The organism is Virgibacillus sp. AGTR, assembly GCF_016919725.2.
GTDB lineage: Bacteria > Bacillota > Bacilli > Bacillales > Amphibacillaceae > Virgibacillus > Virgibacillus salarius.
Genome location: NZ_JAJERH010000039.1, coordinates 1 through 17,033, shown reverse-complemented (window position 1 = coordinate 17,033; position 17,033 = coordinate 1). Strand labels below are relative to the sequence as shown.

The 17,033-nt window shown below is 36.6% G+C and carries 15 protein-coding genes and 1 other annotated feature; of the genes, 3 read left to right on the top strand and 12 right to left on the bottom strand.

Features of this window, described 5'->3' with window-relative positions; genetic code table 11:
• Window positions 1-354: 354 nt before the first annotated feature.
• The 9 genes from minD to JUJ52_RS14190 all read right to left on the bottom strand — a co-directional run bounded on the left by minD (window position 355) and on the right by JUJ52_RS14190 (window position 9,045).
• On the bottom strand, window positions 355-1,155 hold the full coding sequence (gene minD, locus JUJ52_RS14230; protein ID WP_026681284.1) for a septum site-determining protein MinD: 801 nt from the start codon (window positions 1,153-1,155) through the stop codon (window positions 355-357).
• Window positions 1,148-1,837, bottom strand: coding sequence for a septum site-determining protein MinC (gene minC / locus JUJ52_RS14225; protein ID WP_026681285.1), 690 nt, complete (start codon window positions 1,835-1,837; stop codon window positions 1,148-1,150). The genes minD and minC overlap by 8 nt, the downstream gene beginning before the upstream one ends.
• A 46-nt stretch (window positions 1,838-1,883) precedes the next feature.
• On the bottom strand, window positions 1,884-2,423 hold the full coding sequence (gene mreD / locus JUJ52_RS14220) for a rod shape-determining protein MreD (protein ID WP_026681286.1): 540 nt from the start codon (window positions 2,421-2,423) through the stop codon (window positions 1,884-1,886).
• Window positions 2,423-3,325 (bottom strand): rod shape-determining protein MreC, encoded by a 903-nt coding sequence (gene mreC, locus JUJ52_RS14215; RefSeq protein ID WP_121605376.1) that lies wholly within the window; start codon window positions 3,323-3,325, stop codon window positions 2,423-2,425. Before mreC ends, mreD begins: the two co-directional genes overlap by 1 nt.
• Window positions 3,326-3,337: 12 nt before the next feature.
• The gene (locus JUJ52_RS14210) at window positions 3,338-4,378 is read right to left on the bottom strand and encodes a rod shape-determining protein (RefSeq protein WP_166530559.1); all 1,041 of its coding nucleotides are present in this window, start codon (window positions 4,376-4,378) and stop codon (window positions 3,338-3,340) included.
• Between the two features lie 860 nt (window positions 4,379-5,238).
• On the bottom strand, window positions 5,239-5,592 hold the full coding sequence (locus JUJ52_RS14205; protein WP_166530558.1) for a hypothetical protein: 354 nt from the start codon (window positions 5,590-5,592) through the stop codon (window positions 5,239-5,241).
• A 288-nt stretch (window positions 5,593-5,880) separates the two neighbouring features.
• Complete coding sequence (gene radC / locus JUJ52_RS14200; RefSeq protein ID WP_166530561.1) at window positions 5,881-6,552, bottom strand: RadC family protein; 672 nt, start codon at window positions 6,550-6,552, stop codon at window positions 5,881-5,883.
• Between the two features lie 185 nt (window positions 6,553-6,737).
• Window positions 6,738-7,643 carry an SPOR domain-containing protein gene (locus JUJ52_RS14195; protein ID WP_026681291.1) on the bottom strand — a complete coding sequence of 302 codons (906 nt, stop codon included), beginning with the start codon at window positions 7,641-7,643 and terminating at the stop codon, window positions 6,738-6,740.
• A 127-nt stretch (window positions 7,644-7,770) separates the two neighbouring features.
• Window positions 7,771-9,045, bottom strand: coding sequence for a bifunctional folylpolyglutamate synthase/dihydrofolate synthase (locus JUJ52_RS14190; RefSeq protein WP_026681292.1), 1,275 nt, complete (start codon window positions 9,043-9,045; stop codon window positions 7,771-7,773).
• A 62-nt stretch (window positions 9,046-9,107) separates the two neighbouring features.
• Between JUJ52_RS14190 and JUJ52_RS14185 the strand changes: the two genes are divergently transcribed.
• Window positions 9,108-10,013, top strand: coding sequence for an ATP-grasp domain-containing protein (locus tag JUJ52_RS14185; RefSeq protein ID WP_205388679.1), 906 nt, complete (start codon window positions 9,108-9,110; stop codon window positions 10,011-10,013).
• Complete coding sequence (locus JUJ52_RS14180) at window positions 10,014-10,880, top strand: ATP-grasp domain-containing protein (RefSeq protein WP_166530556.1); 867 nt, start codon at window positions 10,014-10,016, stop codon at window positions 10,878-10,880. It begins immediately after the preceding gene.
• A 478-nt stretch (window positions 10,881-11,358) separates the two neighbouring features.
• Here the strand turns inward: JUJ52_RS14180 and JUJ52_RS14175 are convergent, their stop codons facing one another.
• A complete protein-coding gene (locus tag JUJ52_RS14175; RefSeq protein WP_205388680.1) occupies window positions 11,359-14,007 on the bottom strand; it encodes a valine--tRNA ligase in 2,649 nt (882 codons plus the stop codon).
• Window positions 14,008-14,059: 52 nt separating this feature from the next.
• Window positions 14,060-14,315, bottom strand: a binding site (T-box leader).
• 150 nt (window positions 14,316-14,465) lie between these two features.
• Here JUJ52_RS14175 and JUJ52_RS14170 point away from each other — a divergent pair.
• Window positions 14,466-14,654, top strand: coding sequence for a hypothetical protein (locus tag JUJ52_RS14170; RefSeq protein ID WP_026681296.1), 189 nt, complete (start codon window positions 14,466-14,468; stop codon window positions 14,652-14,654).
• Here JUJ52_RS14170 and JUJ52_RS14165 read toward each other — a convergent pair.
• Both JUJ52_RS14165 and spoVID read right to left on the bottom strand, forming a co-directional pair.
• On the bottom strand, window positions 14,651-15,661 hold the full coding sequence (locus JUJ52_RS14165; protein ID WP_026681297.1) for a protein kinase family protein: 1,011 nt from the start codon (window positions 15,659-15,661) through the stop codon (window positions 14,651-14,653). The two genes, JUJ52_RS14170 and JUJ52_RS14165, sit on opposite strands and share 4 nt — an antisense overlap.
• A 58-nt stretch (window positions 15,662-15,719) precedes the next feature.
• On the bottom strand, window positions 15,720-16,874 hold the full coding sequence (gene spoVID / locus JUJ52_RS14160) for a stage VI sporulation protein D (RefSeq protein ID WP_162986453.1): 1,155 nt from the start codon (window positions 16,872-16,874) through the stop codon (window positions 15,720-15,722).
• Window positions 16,875-17,033: the final 159 nt, after the last annotated feature.

The following is a 17,033-nucleotide window of genomic DNA, read 5'->3' as shown; positions in this document are numbered from 1 at the left end:
ATTGCTTGAAGTGGGTGTTCTACTGCCAGTTATATGTGGGATAAAAAAACTCTGAACTATAATCCAAATATACAAAGTTATATCCAGATAGTAGTTCAGAATCGTTCTTTTTTTGATATGTGATAATTCCTACCGAAAGGAAGTCATACAATGATCCGTTACACCCAGTAGAGGAAATACGCTGGCCTCTTGCAAGTCCAAAAATTAAGCAATTCAGCATAAAGTTAATGTGCAGTGTTAACTAAGGCCGTACACGAGGAAAGCATCCCATATTATAGATATCGATGAAAGAATAACATTACTATTTGTGAATGGAAATTCTCGGTTTAATGATATTCTAACACCAATCAATTATTAAGCGCGCATACCAAAGAACTTCTTCACTTTTTGCATCATACCTTTTTCAGTATCTAGAGACTGTAACGGGACAGTTTCTCCCAATATTCTTCGAGCAATATTTCGATAAGCTATAGAAGCCTTTGTAGTTGGTTGAAAGGCTACTGGTTCTCCTTTATTGGAAGCCTTGATAACTTCATCATCATCAATAACAATTCCAACTAAATCAATAGATAATACCTGCACGACCTCATCTATTTCCAACATATCCCCACTTTTCATCATGTGATTACGAATTCGATTAATTACTAATCGTGGAGGCTCAGCCATCTCCTCTTTCTCTAATAATCCTATTATCCTATCTGCATCTCGTACACTAGATTTCTCAGGTGTTGTGACAACGATCGCTTTATCCGCACCAACAATCGCATTTTGAAAGCCTTGTTCAATTCCAGCAGGACAATCAATTATTATATAATCATACTCTTGTTTTAACTCTGCGATTATTTTCTTCATGCCTTCTGTCGTAACAGCAGACTTATCACTTGTTTGTGCAGCTGGAAGTACAGATAAATAATCAAACCGTTTATCTTTTATTAATGCTTGTTTTAACTTACATCTCTCTTCAATAACATCTACAATATCGTAAATGATTCTATTTTCGAGCCCCATCACTACATCGAGATTTCTTAGACCGATATCTGTATCTATTAAACAAACCTTCTTATCCATAAGTGCTAATGCAGTACCTATATTGGCTGTAGTTGTTGTTTTACCAACTCCACCTTTACCAGATGTAATAACGATCGCTTCACCCATTTTGTATTCTCCTTTCGAATCTGTTTATTTCTTTTCGTCTATGTGAAAGTACTTGTAGTCGATCAATTATAATTTTATCTTTCTCTTCATCTACAAGACCACATTCCATATACACACCATCAGATTCATAGTCTGGAGCACGACTGATATAATCAGCAATTCGCAGCTGACTTGGATTCATAAAAGATGCTGCTATGAATGCTTCTCTATCACCATCAATTCCTGCATGAGCAATTCCTCGTAAATTCCCCATTATGTAAATATTACCTGTCGCGATTACTTTTCCACCGGGGTTCACATCACCCAAAAGCAAGAGATCACCGGTAACATGTAGCACTTGACCTGACCGTACAATACGGTTAATTGCTTTCACCTCACTATTCGTCTGCCACATACGCGCCTCTTCACGTCGGACAACGTCAGATTCAATAGAATGAATAGTGAATCTATTTTTAGCACCAATAACTTGTTTCAACTGTTCTATTTGCTCATCATGTAGATACCGGGTACCTAATTTAACTCTCACTGCAACAATCGGTTCATCCTGCTTTGGACGGCTTTCCTTCATTTTATGATCGAGTTCGAAAATAGCTTTTTCAAACGAACATGTGTCATCAATAAACAGTGTAAGTCCATCTTTCGTGCCTTTCATTGTAATCAATTGTTTTTTTTCCTGTACCACACGTTCACCTCATTCACATAACAAGAGAATCTAGAGCAACCATTTTTTATATTGTATTACTCTTTGTTAATTGCTCTCTTCCCCAAGTAGTAAGTTTTTTTACAACTATTGGATACAGCATTAGTAAAAATACTAAATTAGATCCAATTGTTGGTAGCATTCGATGCATTAAATAAGCTTTCCAAACCATATCCGTTTTCCCTATAACCGTGTATATCAGATGAATGCTAACGTCTGCCAGGGCAATCCCGCATACACCAAGCAACATAGCAACATAAATATTTCCATGTAACAACTTTTTAAAACCATGTACCGCATATATAATCAATGCATAAGAAAACATATAGACACCTAATACATCTGTATATACGATATCGATTAAGAGACCAAATAGTAAAGCATACAACACGGAAAAATACGTTTGATCTTTATCATAAAAAATAGCAATAAACACTAAAAAAATAAGTACCCAATGTGGAACAATAAGCAAGTCACTTGTAAGCAAATTACCAGGCAATAATTCGAGCGCCACACCTTCTAATACTAAGAGCAGGAATAGGATTAAAGGCAAGTATAAACGTTTCATTACTCGCCCTCCTCTTCCGTCGTCTCTTCATCTGTCTTCAAATCTTCTTGAACAGAACGATCTACCACAATCACTTGATTCATATCATACATATTTGCAGCAGGCTCCACCAGTGCTGTTTTGGTTAAACCATATTGATCCGGTACAACCTCTTTCACTGTACCAATTACTAATCCAGACGGGAATACACCGCCCATCCCAGAGGAGATAACGAGCTCTCCTTCTTTTAAATCTTTTTCAGATTCTTCAATAATACGAAAGACGAGACTTTTACTTTCTTTGTCAAATCCTTCAATCATGCCAAAAATATCTTTATCTTTACCTTTTCCGCCTCTAGATACTTTTCCCGAAATACGATTAAATTGATCAAAACCAGTAAGCAATTGCACTGTTGAGGTATTAGGAGATGCCTTAAGGACTTTTCCGATCATACCTTCAGGAGTTCTTACTGCCATATTTGCTTCTACACCATCATTGGATCCTTTATTAATTGTTACTTGTTCAATCCATCTTTCCGGTGACCTTGACATAACCGTAGCTTGGATTGGGGTATAATCTCGAATGTTGTCATCATCCTTCAGATCCAGCGTATTTCTTAAATCCTCGTTCTCTTCTTTTAATTCTTGAACTTCATAAATAAGTCCTTTGTATTCCGCTAACTTCTCTTTGAGTATGCGATTTTCATTGTACGTATCTTTGAAGTCATCAATATTTCCAATGATATCTGTTATAAAATTTATTGGAGCATGAATAATACCTTGTGCCCACCCAACGGTATCATTTACAAACTCTTCAACATTCGTCAGATTTTCTCTATCACGTAGAGAAAATCCAATTAATGCTACGAAAAAAATAAACCCGATTAATAAAATAAATAAACGTTTTTTACGTAAAAAAGACATATAAACACCAACTTATTCTACACTAGGACGAGATGATACATTCGGATGGGAACGGAAATGCTGAATGTATTCTAATGATTTACCTGTACCAATCGCTACACTTTCTAAAGGGTCTTCTGTAATGAATACAGGCATCTTTGTCTCATCACTAATGACTTTATCTATGTTTTTCAGTAGTGAACCTCCACCTGATAGGACGATTCCACGGTCCATGATATCCGCCGCAAGCTCTGGAGGTGTTTTCTCTAACGTACTCTTTACTGCTTCAACGATAGCATCTACTGTATCCTTTAACGAATCAGCAATTTCTTCCGCAGTAATCGTGATCGTTTTTGGTAATCCCGTTAAAAGATCTCTCCCGCGAATATCCATTTCACCTTTAGGAGAATCACTTCCCGCAGATGCTATTTCAAACTTTATCGATTCCGCTGATCTTTCCCCAATCATCAAGCTGTATTGCTTTCGAATATAGCTAGTGATTGCTTCATCCATATCATCTCCAGCAGTGCGAATGGACTGACTGGTAACGACTCCCCCTAAAGAAATAACTGCTACTTCGGTAGTCCCACCTCCGATGTCAACAATCATACTGCCTGTTGGTTCCCATACTGGTAGCCCTGCACCGATCGCTGCTGCAAAAGGTTCGGAAATCGGATAGGCTTCTTTTGCACCAGCTTGCTTTGTTGCATCGATTACAGCACGTTCTTCTACCATTGTAATACCTGAAGGTACACATACCATTACGTTTGGCTTTTTAGCAAAATAAGAGCGATTTTTCATCGCCTTTTTAATATAATATTTCATCATTGTCGCTGTTGTATCATAGTCAGCAATTACGCCATCTTTCATTGGACGGATGACAGAAATATTCCCAGGCGTTCTCCCAATCATATTTCTAGCAGATCCTCCAACCGCTTCAATATCGCCTGTTGCCGTATTTTTTGCTACAACAGAAGGCTCACTTACGACAACACCTTTTCCTTTCACAAAAACTAATGTATTAGCTGTACCCAAGTCTATCCCTAAGTCCTGAGAAAAATTAAATAATCCCAATAAGATCTTCCTTTCCAAATCACAATCATGTGGTTATATGTAACGAATTACAACAATTCATTATTCGCAAAATAAAATTTATCGATTCCAATTATCTCTTTTCACTATGAAAAAGTAAAATATTTTCATCGAAAAGATCAGCGATACATATCACAACACCATTATTTATAGATTATGTACCAGTTTAAACACAAGGTTGCTTGTACCATGTTTTTCCTACTCATGCTAAGCTCAACAAGCGCCACTTTCCATATCTAAATTGAAAAATGGCGCTGAACAATCATTCGTCTATATAATTATACGAAAAAAATTATAAAATAGATAGTGTTATAAATATCATATGTGAGCTTTTTTTGATTTCATGCATCTTCCCTTCAGAAATAGGCAAACAATAAGTGAACTACTCCCATCACTTACCAACCTTATGGGTTGCTTGAAGTGGGGGCTTCTTGGATAATCGCCACTTTTGGTAGCTGACAAAATGGACCAAGCTAACCCTCTTGTTCCAAGAGTTTATATTTTCATTAGGCACTTGATGAATTTCGATCATTCACTGTTGGGTTGTGCTTTGAACAAAAAAGGAAAAAAAGCCTTTGGGCTGTCGCCCAACCGAAATTCATCTCCCCCCCTTACCGTTGGGCTACGCTCTTCACACGCTTGAAGATGGAGACTTCTTTCGGAAGTACGTTAAATTATTAATTTTGAAATACTCTTTTTAATTGTTCCTATTTATACAAGCTCATTCGTATACATTTTAAGCTTTAACTGCTTTACCAATAATTCAAAGAAGCGCTGTGAATGATAAACGAGAGCTTGTAGTAAAACGTCCTCGCTGACAATTAATGAATTATTATCTATCGTTAATCTTGTTTTACTGCCTCATATTTTTCTAGTTTTACACCAATTGGTTGACTAGGATAATAAAAAGCAGCAATTCCTTCTTCCAAGTATTCTTCCATCGCATTTAAGTAATAACCATATAAAGAAGGGAGATCATCAAAAATGGGTAACTGGCCAATTTCCTTGTAACTTGAAGTAAATGCGATTCCCCCTTCTATCAATAAAATTCCGCTTTCTATATATTTTTTTCTGTTGGCTTTCATGAGTGTTACGAGAGATTCGGTATTAAATCCGCCAATATAAGCATTAGGATTTTTAATCAGATCGTCTAAATCATATACTTGCTCTTTAAGATAAAAATCTTTTATGTCCACGATCACTCCACCTCTTTTTGCTTCACATCACATTTTGTTTTGTACACGTTACTAATTCCTAATATCGCTATCCATCTATATTTTGTTTAGCCTAAGCTAGGGCGACTATTCTTACGTTGAAAAAATCCAATGAACATACCCATGCAAAAGAAAAAACTTCAAAAAAGTATAATCATATGGAAACATCAGTAGTCTTATTTAATTTTTGTGTATTTATGGGAAATGGTGAATTCGCATATAACGATTTTTTAACTTTACAATAAGGATACTCATCGTGTAGACATACAATTATATATACCCTTTTTCTTTTAAAGAGACATATTTTCGATCACCAATCACTAAATGATCGATTAATTCAATCCCTATCATTTTACCACATTCAACCAATCTTCTCGTTACATGGATATCTTCTTGGGAAGGAGTGGGGTCCCCTGAAGGGTGGTTATGAATAACAATGATGGAGGCTGCAGAGCGTTTGACAGCTTCACGAAATACTTCCCTAGGATGGACGATAGAGGCATTGAGGCTACCTATAAAAATAGTTTGTTTGTGAATAATTTGATTTTTCGTATTCAAAAATAATGTTACAAAATGTTCTTGATTTAACCCTCTCATTTCTTCCATTACATATTCTGCTCCATCCTCAGGAGAGCGAATAACATGCCTTTCATCAGATCTATATATATGCATTCGCTTGCCTAGCTCTACAGCAGCTAAAATCAACACCGCTTTTGCCGTACCAATTCCTCTAATAGCAATAAGTTCTTCAATAGTAGCATCACTTAATAACTTTAATCCTTCAAAATGCATCAATAATCGATTCGATAAAGCCAATACGGATTCTTGTCTAGTACCGCTTCCTAAAATAATAGCTAGTATTTCCGCATTAGATAAATGACTGGAGCCTGATTTTATAAGTCGTTCTCTTGGTCGATCATCCTTTGGCACATTTTTTATCATAATAGGCGAAATAGTTGTCAATATAGATCATCCTCTTCTCTAAGATAACTCTATCTTACAAAAGAGATGTATCGACGTACAAATCAGCATTATTCCAATTTTGCTATACGATGAACTCCTATAATGGGATTTTCCATTAGAGTAAATTCTGTTTCTATTATTAACCAAATTGATAATTAATTAAATCAATTATTAAATGTAGTTCCAAATGTCTTCCATAGCTCCATCAGTAACGCCTTCTTTTGCAGTGCTTCAGCTTGTCCTGCTTTTTCTAATACTTGTTGAGTGGACTGATACAATTCTTTTAGCTGCTCACTATCCTTTGGATAAGCTTTCAGAAGTGAATCCCATGTGTTCTTTTCAAATTCACCAGATTCTAGTGTATCCTTCCATGTCTTAATAAATGATTGTGCCCAACTGTTTTCATCCCTTGTTAAGTCTGTAGTAATATTTCCTGTAGACCACTCTTTAACATAAATATCGTCCATGTCTGTATCAACTAATCCCTGTTGTAATTGTTCTGCCTGCGTTTCAGTGGTAGCAGCTGCTATAAACAGGAAATACTGATCCCCTCTCTCCCATATAGTGACAGGAACCCCTCTGTCTCGGTATGAACCAGCACGCGCATCAGCATTTGCCTTTTCTGAAAAAACACCACCTTGAAGTACATATGCCCTTATTTCATCTAGACGAACAGAAGATGCAGAACGATCAGCTTGTTTATCATTATCTTGATCGTCGTCGTTAGTTACAGCTGCTGAAGAATTCTGATTACCGCTCATATGATTATCATCCTCAATCATGATAAACATATTTAGCATCATTATTCCTAAGAAGGATCCAATGACTAATGCTGACAATACAGAAAGTATAGCAGGCTTAAACTCCTTCCACTTTCTTTTATGCATCGCAAATTTAGAAGGTTTTGTATCTGATACCCTTGTATAAGGCGGAATTTTTTCATCTTCTGAATCGGATAATGCAGCAGCCTGTTCATTCCTTCCTGAAGGAATTTCTCTATTCTTATTGACATAAAGCTTAACTTGTTTACCATTTTCCCATACTGTGATCTTTCTTTTATTTTCGTCCATTGTCTTTACCTCCCTGCTGCTAGATTTACCTTCAACTCTAGCATATAGACCGTAAAAAGTAAGACGAATTCTGTCACCTTATTAAAGAATCGTTCAACATAAATTTTATAAGAACAGCATATGAATGTTATTGTTTTTTAAGAAAAGACCGAACTAATGAAATGAAATACAAGGAGCCAGATATAAAATATACAGTATGTGATTGTTCCATTTGGCGTATTGCCTCTTGCCAATTTAGCTCGATATGAAAGTCACTCTCATAGTTTCTTAATTCAGATACCTGCATTGCACGTGGATGATCAAACGTCGTTAAGCTAATTGTTGTAAAATGATTTTCTATTTGTTTTAGCATTTTATCAATTTCTTTATCTTTAAACGCAGAAAATAATAGATGTCGTTTGCAGTTACTAAAATTTTCTTCTACTGTGTTTATAAATGCTTCCATTCCCGCCGAGTTATGGGCGCCATCCACAATAGTTAAGGGCTGTTTTCTAACTATCTCAAATCTTCCCATTACCATGACATGAGTAAACGCCTCTTCTACTTTATTCATATCTATATTAAAGCCAGCTTCCATTCTATTTAACAGTTGAAGAGCCATTGCAGCTATTGATGCATTCGCTTTTTGGTGTTCCCCCATCATGTTAATCCAAAATTGGAATGTATCTCCCCCCTTTTCCCACCAATTTATGCGATGGTTATATGCAGTAGATTCTGAACGATAGAAAAAATGATGACCTAGTCGATATATAGGAGCTTGCTTCAACATAGCTTCTTTATTGACAACTTTTGTCGCATCTTCTATTAGTTCACCTGTAATGACTGGTATTGTTGATTTTATTATACCTGCTTTATGATAAGCAATTTCACGTATTGTGTCCCCTAGAAATGCAGTATGATCTTTCGCTATATTTGTTATAATGGACATCAGAGGCTGTACACAATTTGTGGTATCTTCTCTACCACCCATCCCAGTTTCTATTAAAGCAAGGTCCGTATGCTGTTCAAAATAAACAAAAGCAATAGCTGTCAGAATTTCAAATTCTGTCGGATGCATGTTCATATTATCTAATTTTACTACTGCTGGATATACCTTTTGCCATATAGTGAGAAAATCATGTTCTGAGATTGTTCTATCTCCCAATAAGATATATCCTCGTAGGCCAGTTAAACTAGGAGATGTAAAGATTCCCACTTGATAATTGTTAGCTTGTAAACCTTGTTTTATAAATTCTAATGTCGAACCTTTTCCGTTCGTACCAGCAATATGAATCGCATTAAAATTATGCTGAGGTTGATTCAGTAATATAAGTAGTTTTTCCATTCGTTCGAGTCCGGGCTTTATCCCTAAATTAATTCTATTTGCTAAAAAGTCTTCAACTTGTTGAATTTCTTGAAACATAAGCACACCACTCTCATGAAATAAATTTACCTATAACAGTATAGCAGAAAGGACAAATAAACATGCAGTTACACGGCTGGATAATTTACAATGGAAGTTTACCTGGAAAGAAGTTTCTTGACTTTGCCGAATGGATTCAACGAGCAGCCATTCGAAAAGGTGGTACAGCAACTATATATAAGAATAGCGAATTATTGTCATATCTTAATACAGAGAATCTTAGTTTATTAAAAGACGAGCGTGTACCATTACCGAATTATGTTTTATTTGCGGATAAAGATGTTTATTTAGCAAGGCAGCTCGAATTACTCGGCTTACGAGTCTTTAATCGAGCAGAAGCAATAGCTGTGAGTGATGATAAAATTGCAACATATCAACAGTTAGCAATAAAGAAGCTACCTATTCCTAGAACCATTATTGCACCAAAGACATTTTTTTCTGAGGAACCAACTGAGTCGGTGATGCAGACAGCAGTTGATACATTTGGTTTTCCTATGATTGTGAAGGAAGCCTTCGGGTCATTCGGTCAACAAGTGTATCTGATCGAAACCAAAGAGCAATTATTACATAGACTTCAGCAAATAGATGGAAAGCCATATATGTTTCAAGAATTTATCTCTACAAGTTACGGAAAGGATTTGCGACTACACGTAGTAGGTAATCACGTGGTGACGGCGATGAGAAGGCAGGCAGTAAATGATTTTCGTGCTAATGTATCAGCAGGAGGATCAATGGAAGCCTATAAGCCGTCTGAATATGAAACGAAGATAGCAGTTGCTGCCACAAAAGCGATTGGAGCAGATTTTGCTGGTGTCGATTTGTTATTTGGCCCTGATCAATCTCCCATTATTTGTGAGATTAATTCAAATGCACATATCCGTAATATATATGATTGTACGAACATTAATGTAGCAGATTATATTATCGATTATATTTACAAGTCATGTGGTGACAATGGAGGCAAGTAAATGAGTAAAGGTTGGTTAATCTACAGTAAAAAGGACATTGACGTAAACCAATCCTATATAAATTGGTTTATCAAAGAAGCATCGTATCAATCTATTCAATTAGAACTCATAATAAGAGAAGATATAACAGCAGGAATTATTAATAATGCACGCACCGTGCGAGTAAATGGATTTCCCATTACAAAGCCTGAATTTGCTATTGTTCGAACTATTGACCCATTGCTTAGCCTTCATTTAGAGGCATGTGATATTACTGTTTTTAATTCATCTTCTATTTCAAGAATTTGTAATGATAAGGCGTTAACGCATCATCATATGCACAATTTACGTATCCCAATGGTAGATACCCTTTACTCGAAGAAGCAGTATTTAACAGATACCCCTCCATTAGCCTATCCTTTTATCATCAAGGAAACAGCAGGAAGAGGCGGAAAACAAGTTTTTTTAATTGAAAACGATCAACAATATACCTCCATTAGCCAAGTATTAGCTAATACGGAGCTTATTGTTCAACCTAGTACGGTAGAGCATGGAAAAGACATTCGTGTCTTTATAGTAGGAAAGGAAATTATTGCAGCTGTAAAACGGGAAAACGACAAAGACTTTCGTGCCAATTTTAAACTCGGAGGCTCTGCTAGCTTATATGACTTGAGTGATAAGGAACGTTCTATGATTCAATCAATTGTTAATCACTTTGATTTTGGTATGGTAGGTATTGATTTTTTGATCAGTTATAATGGAGAACTCCTATTTAATGAAATTGAGGATATCGTCGGCTCACGGACATTAAGTAAAGTTAGTGATATCAATATTTTGCGAACGTATATGACTTATATTAGACGAAAGATATCGAATAATATAGATTAGATCTAATCTACATACTTAGAACGAAAGCGCAATCGTCTGATTAGAAACGTAGCGAATGTAGGGATTTAACGGTGATAAAGGAATCAAGGTGAGCTTGTGAGCCGATGATAATCTATCATAGGTTAATTCGTGAAGTCGCCTAGTTTCTGGGCGCTGGAGCTTGACGAGGCTCAACACGCCCATGTTTATCCACATGGGTTTCCTAGACAAAAAGAAAACTAGCCTGCTTTGTTAAACCTAAGCAAAGCCGAACTATGATTCGAAATGTTTTTTGGTTAGCATTCGAATTAGTTCGGCTTTAGCTGATTCTAAACTGCGGATATTAACTGTGACTGAAACTGTCTATATATTTTTCATTCGCTGTATGAAGCTTCTCTCCAACATTTGCTATAAAGCCAGTCTTTTATAGCTTTATTCCTGCTATTTCTTCGGATTTGAAAATGGTATTTAAGTTACATTTTATCCACAAAGAAATAGTTTAACCTTTTAGTTCTTCGAGCCTTGCTCTAACTTTTGCTTGTTTATCAAGATAATCCTTCTCTTTTTGTCTCTCTTCTTCTACAACGGCCTGTGGTGCTTTATTTACAAATCCTTGATTACCAAGCTTTTTCTGCACACGTTCAACTTCTTTTGTCCACTTCGTTAATTCTTTTTCTAAGCGATCAATCTCTTTATTAAAATCAATTAATCCCTCAAGTGGGAAATAAAGTTCTGCACCAGTAACTACAGCAGACATTGCTTTTTCAGGAACTGAAATATTTGTTGCAATAATAAGCTTATTTGGATTACAGAAGCGTTCCAAATAATCACGATGTTTCTCTAATTCATCAACGATCTTCTGATTCTCTGCTTGAATCAATATGTTAATTTGTTTTGACATCGGTGTATCTACTTCCGCTCGAATGTTACGAACTGATTTAATAATTGATACAAGTCGTTTCATTTCTTGAGATGCTTTTTCGTCATGAAATGCTTGGTTTACTTCTGGCCATGTAGCAATGGTAATAGAGTCTCCTTGATGAGGAAGCTGTTGCCAAATTTCCTCTGTGATGAATGGCATATATGGATGCAACATTCGCATGGTTTGATCTAATACATGAGCAAGTACTGACTGCGTCATCTTCTTCTTCACATCATCTTCGCCATACAATGGTAGCTTAGCCATCTCGATATACCAGTCACACAATTCATCCCAAATAAAGTTATAGAGATGACGTCCAGCTTCTCCAAACTCGTATTTATCGGTATTCTTGGTAACCTGCTCAATCGTTTCATTTAACCGTGTAAGAATCCACTTATCGGCAAGGGATTTCTCACCAGATAAATCTATATCTTCATAGGTGAATCCATCTAAGTTCATTAAAGAGAATCGCGAAGCATTCCAAACCTTATTTGCGAAATTCCAAGTAGCTTCTACCTTTTCCCAATGGAAGCGTAAATCCTGCCCTGGGGTTGAACCAGTAAGTAAGAAGTAACGTAACGAATCAGCGCCATATTTCTCAATTACATCCATCGGATCAACACCATTACCTAGTGACTTACTCATCTTTCTCCCTTCAGCATCCCGAATTAAACCATGAATTAACACATCTTCAAATGGTTTTTGATTTGTGAATTGCTTTGATTGAAAAATCATCCTTGCTACCCAGAAGAATATAATATCATACCCAGTAACAAGAACTCCTGTAGGGAAATAACGTTTAAAGTCCTCTGCATTCGTATCCGGCCATCCCATTGTCGAAAAAGGCCATAAGGCAGATGAAAACCAAGTATCTAAAACGTCCTCATCCTGCTCCCAATTTTCTAAGTCCTCAGGTGCTTCCTTCCCAACATAGATTTCATTTGTTTCCTTATGATACCAAGCAGGAATCCGATGCCCCCACCAAAGCTGGCGAGAAATACACCAATCACGTATATTTTCCATCCAATTAAGATACGTCCGTTCAAATCGCTTTGGAACGAAATTCACTTTATCCTCTTGTTGCTGTAAATCAATAGCAGCATCTGCTAATGGCTGCATATTAACAAACCATTGAGTGGATAAATACGGCTCTACCACTGCACCGCTTCGTTCAGAATGCCCAACTTGATGCGTATGATCTTCAATTTCAAAAAGAATACCCTGGTCTTGAAGGTCTTTAACAATCTGCCTTCTGCACTCAAATCGATCTAAACCTTCATAACTTCCCGCATTTTCATTCATAGTGCCATCTTCATTCATAACTAATACACGCTCTAGGTTATGTCGATTACCAATTTCAAAATCGTTTGGATCATGTGCAGGAGTTATTTTGACGGCACCGGAACCAAACTCCATATCTACATATTCATCTGCAACAATCTCTATTTCCCTGCCAACAATTGGTAGGATCACTTTTTTTCCAATTAAATGAACGTAGCGCTCATCGTTTGGATGAACAGCAACAGCCGTGTCTCCTAACATCGTCTCCGGACGTGTAGTGGCAATCTCAATGGTTTCTTCACTGTCTTTTATTGGATAACGCATATGGTAAAACTTACCATTAATTTCTTCATAAATAACTTCAATATCGGAAAGAGCAGTTTTGGTTTGTGGATCCCAATTAATAATATACTCTCCACGGTAAATAAGTCCTTTTTCGTATAGCTTTACAAATACCTCTTTTACAGCATCAGATAATCCATCATCAAGCGTAAACCGCTCGCGCGAATAGTCTAAGCCCAGTCCTAATTTCTCCCATTGGGAACGAATGAAATCGGCATATTCTCCTTTCCATTCCCAAGCTTTTGCTAAAAATTTTTCTCTACCTAGTTCATAGCGATTTGTTCCTTGTTCTTTCAATTTGGCTTCTACTTTAGCCTGTGTTGCAATACCTGCATGATCCATACCGGGTAGCCACAGGACATCATACCCTTGCATTCGTTTCATACGTGAAATCGTATCCTGCATAGTTGTATCCCATGCATGGCCTAGATGCAATCTTCCGGTTACATTTGGTGGTGGAATAACAATTGAATATGGCTCTTTTTCCGGATCATTGGTTGCTTCAAAATACTTTCCTTCCAACCAAAATTGATACCTACCCTGTTCTACTTCCTTGGGATTATATTTTGCCGAGAGGGAAGTTTTTGTTTCCTTTTCACTCATCATAACGCCTCCTATAACTGTTTGCTACGACAAAAAGCCCTTTTCATCCTACTTAAAGGACGAAAAGGGCATACTTTCCGTGGTACCACCTTTGTTTACACGCTCCATTGGAGCTGTGCACACTTCATTCATTGATAACGGTAACTAAACGGTTACCGGCTTCTTCTACTTATGCTTTTTAGCATGTGTTCAAAGAAGCTGCATCACGGGCGACCTTCCAACATAATCTTACCAAGGAAATTTTCAGCCACTGATTTCCCTCTCTTCTTTGGCAATTATCTTGTACTCTTCCCATTCAGCGCATTTTCAAGATCATTTTCAAGTAATAGCTTTATTTTATATAGTATAAGTCATTTCGTCAACTATTTTTACCAGTTTTGCACAAATACATGATATCTATACATAGTATATAGAACAATCACAAAAAAACTTAGCGTTTCGAAAGCGAGGTGAAAACGGTGGCACGATATTACCGTTATCGACTCCCTCCATGGGCTAGAACCTGTATTATTGTTATCGAAAGAGTTACCTTGCCAATATTAATTTTCCAATTAATACGTACATTGTTCTTCCCTACAACCTTTGATGTATTTTTATTAGGCTTAATCGTAGGTATATTTATCGCCTTTTATTTGGAATGGATTTAGCTTTCTAAATCGTCCAAATCAAGGGTATCGTATTCTTTTTCCACATATGCTGACAAGCGTAGACCAAATAGTATTCTTCTAAATATGTGTTGTAATGGTATAATTTGATCAATCATTGTTTTTGATGATTGATCATGCTCTTCTACTAACTGTATATATGGAGCAGGGTCGAGAACCTGTATAATTAACATATATAGTTCTTTATTCGTTAGTTTATTTTCATTCATATAGCTATCAAATTCATCTAAGAAAAGGTCAACAGGAGCATCATAATGCACCGTTTCAGATTTATAGAATTGGGATAAATCGAATGGGGCATATTCGTATCGCGCCTTATCCCAATTTATAAGATACATCTGCTCCGGTGATACGATAACATGTGAGGAATTCAAATTACCATGACACAAGCTATAATTCCACTGTTCTTGCTGCTCCTGCTCATTTATCAACTGGTCAATTCTTCGATTGGATTCTTGTAAACTAAAATCGATGTCACGAAAATGTGTACAAACGAGAAGTTCAAAGGGAGACATATAGTGTTTAGCTTCAAATTGTTCCACAAAAAACAACAATTTCTTTTGAAGTGCTTCACATTGCTTCTGATACCCCCGAAAGTTCTGTACGAATGAATCTGTGTCTACAGTTCGAGTTCTCTTTGTCTTCACATGTATATGACCAAGATGACGATAAAAGTTTCCTATCGTATATTTATCAAAAGATGAAAGGGCATTCCCTCTCCAAGGAGATAAATAATAAACCGTTCCTTCATAGATTTCATAAATATTCCCTTCTCTTGTTAAAAAAACAGGAAGAATCGTATGAAGGTTTTGCGTATATGCCTCCTGATATACGTTCTCCCACATAGCCATATCATCAGGTGAAAGCTGACTTTGCTTTAACGCAAACTGTTGCTGGCCATCTTGTACCTTATATAATTTTTCAGTTTCATTTTCTATGTAAAAAGGTTGCACCGAATAGGCATGTAGCACAGCCTTTAAGTCATCCACTTTTTCGTTCACCACCTAATACTGGAAAACCCCTTGACTTAATCGCAAGGGGCAGCATTTATTTTTTCTTATATGGAATATATAATAACTGACCTTCTGTCACATCATAGTCATCATCTAACTGGTTTTGTTTTATTAATTGTAACGCCGAAATTTGATAACGTTCTGCAATAGAATCTATCGTATCCTTCTCTTGAACAATACAGAGTCTCATACGAGCAAATTGATCCACATCAGATTCCCTAAACATATCAGATAAGTAGCCAACATCTTGTACTTGATCTGTTGTATCACGATTATCAGAGCTTTCATGAATTTCGGGAGTGTGCGATGATTCCAGCCAATCATCTGATGTATCATCCACTTCCACCTCTTCATCATGGGAGGAGGATTCTTCAGGTGAGTCAGTTCCAAAGAATTCTGCTAATGATTTTGATTCTTTATATTTCCACCTGTCATCCTCTTCCTGCCCTGCTTTTTCCGTATCATTTGTCTTCTGTTCTATCGAAGCTTCTATTTCTACTTCTTGTGACTCTTCTTCTCTATCTTCTACTACCTGTTTTGACTCTTCTTCTCTATCTTCCACCACTTGTTCTGATTCCTCTCGTTCAGCAGAAAGTATCGGTAAATCGGGTGGTGCCAAATGATCATTGATGGATTCATTTTCTTCAGGGTCTTTGATTTCGAATTGAAAACTATCTGCCTCTTCATTATTCTCCGCATCATTTCCCCAGTCAGAAGTGTATGCATCCCTTTCTGTAACTGTCTCCTCAACTTGTTCACTTTCATTGACACCGTGTATTTCAATTGTTGAATACAAGCGGAACAATGACGGGTTAGGAAGTTCATAATCAAAAGTTTGAATAAAGACACTTACGTCGTTTAAATCTGCAACTCTGTTTGCCGGCACAGAAATTTCCACAGGAAAACGGTGTGAAAAAGCTGCTATATCTTCATCTAAATCTTCAACCACCTCTACATATCGTTTCGATTGCAAGTTTTCTGTTTCAATCGATTCTTCTGCCTCCTGAATGGTTTTTTGATAATCTCCTTTAAGCTCAATTACACCTCTTATGGAAATATACTCATTAAATGAATGTATGGAAATATCCGGCTCTAGCGAAACTCCTCTCATTTCATTAACTTCCTGTCCTTTTTCAAAATAGAGCGTTTCATTCAGCTCAAAACTGAAAACCGGTCGATCCTTAGACAATTCTCTTCCTCCTTTCAGCATATCCACGGCATATGATTATATGTCTTAATTATCTATATGAACAGTTTTATTCGGATATGCTTCCTATATAAATTTAGATAAATCCATACAATAATGTTTATGAACAGACTTTTGTTATTACACTGCCCTTTTAATAAG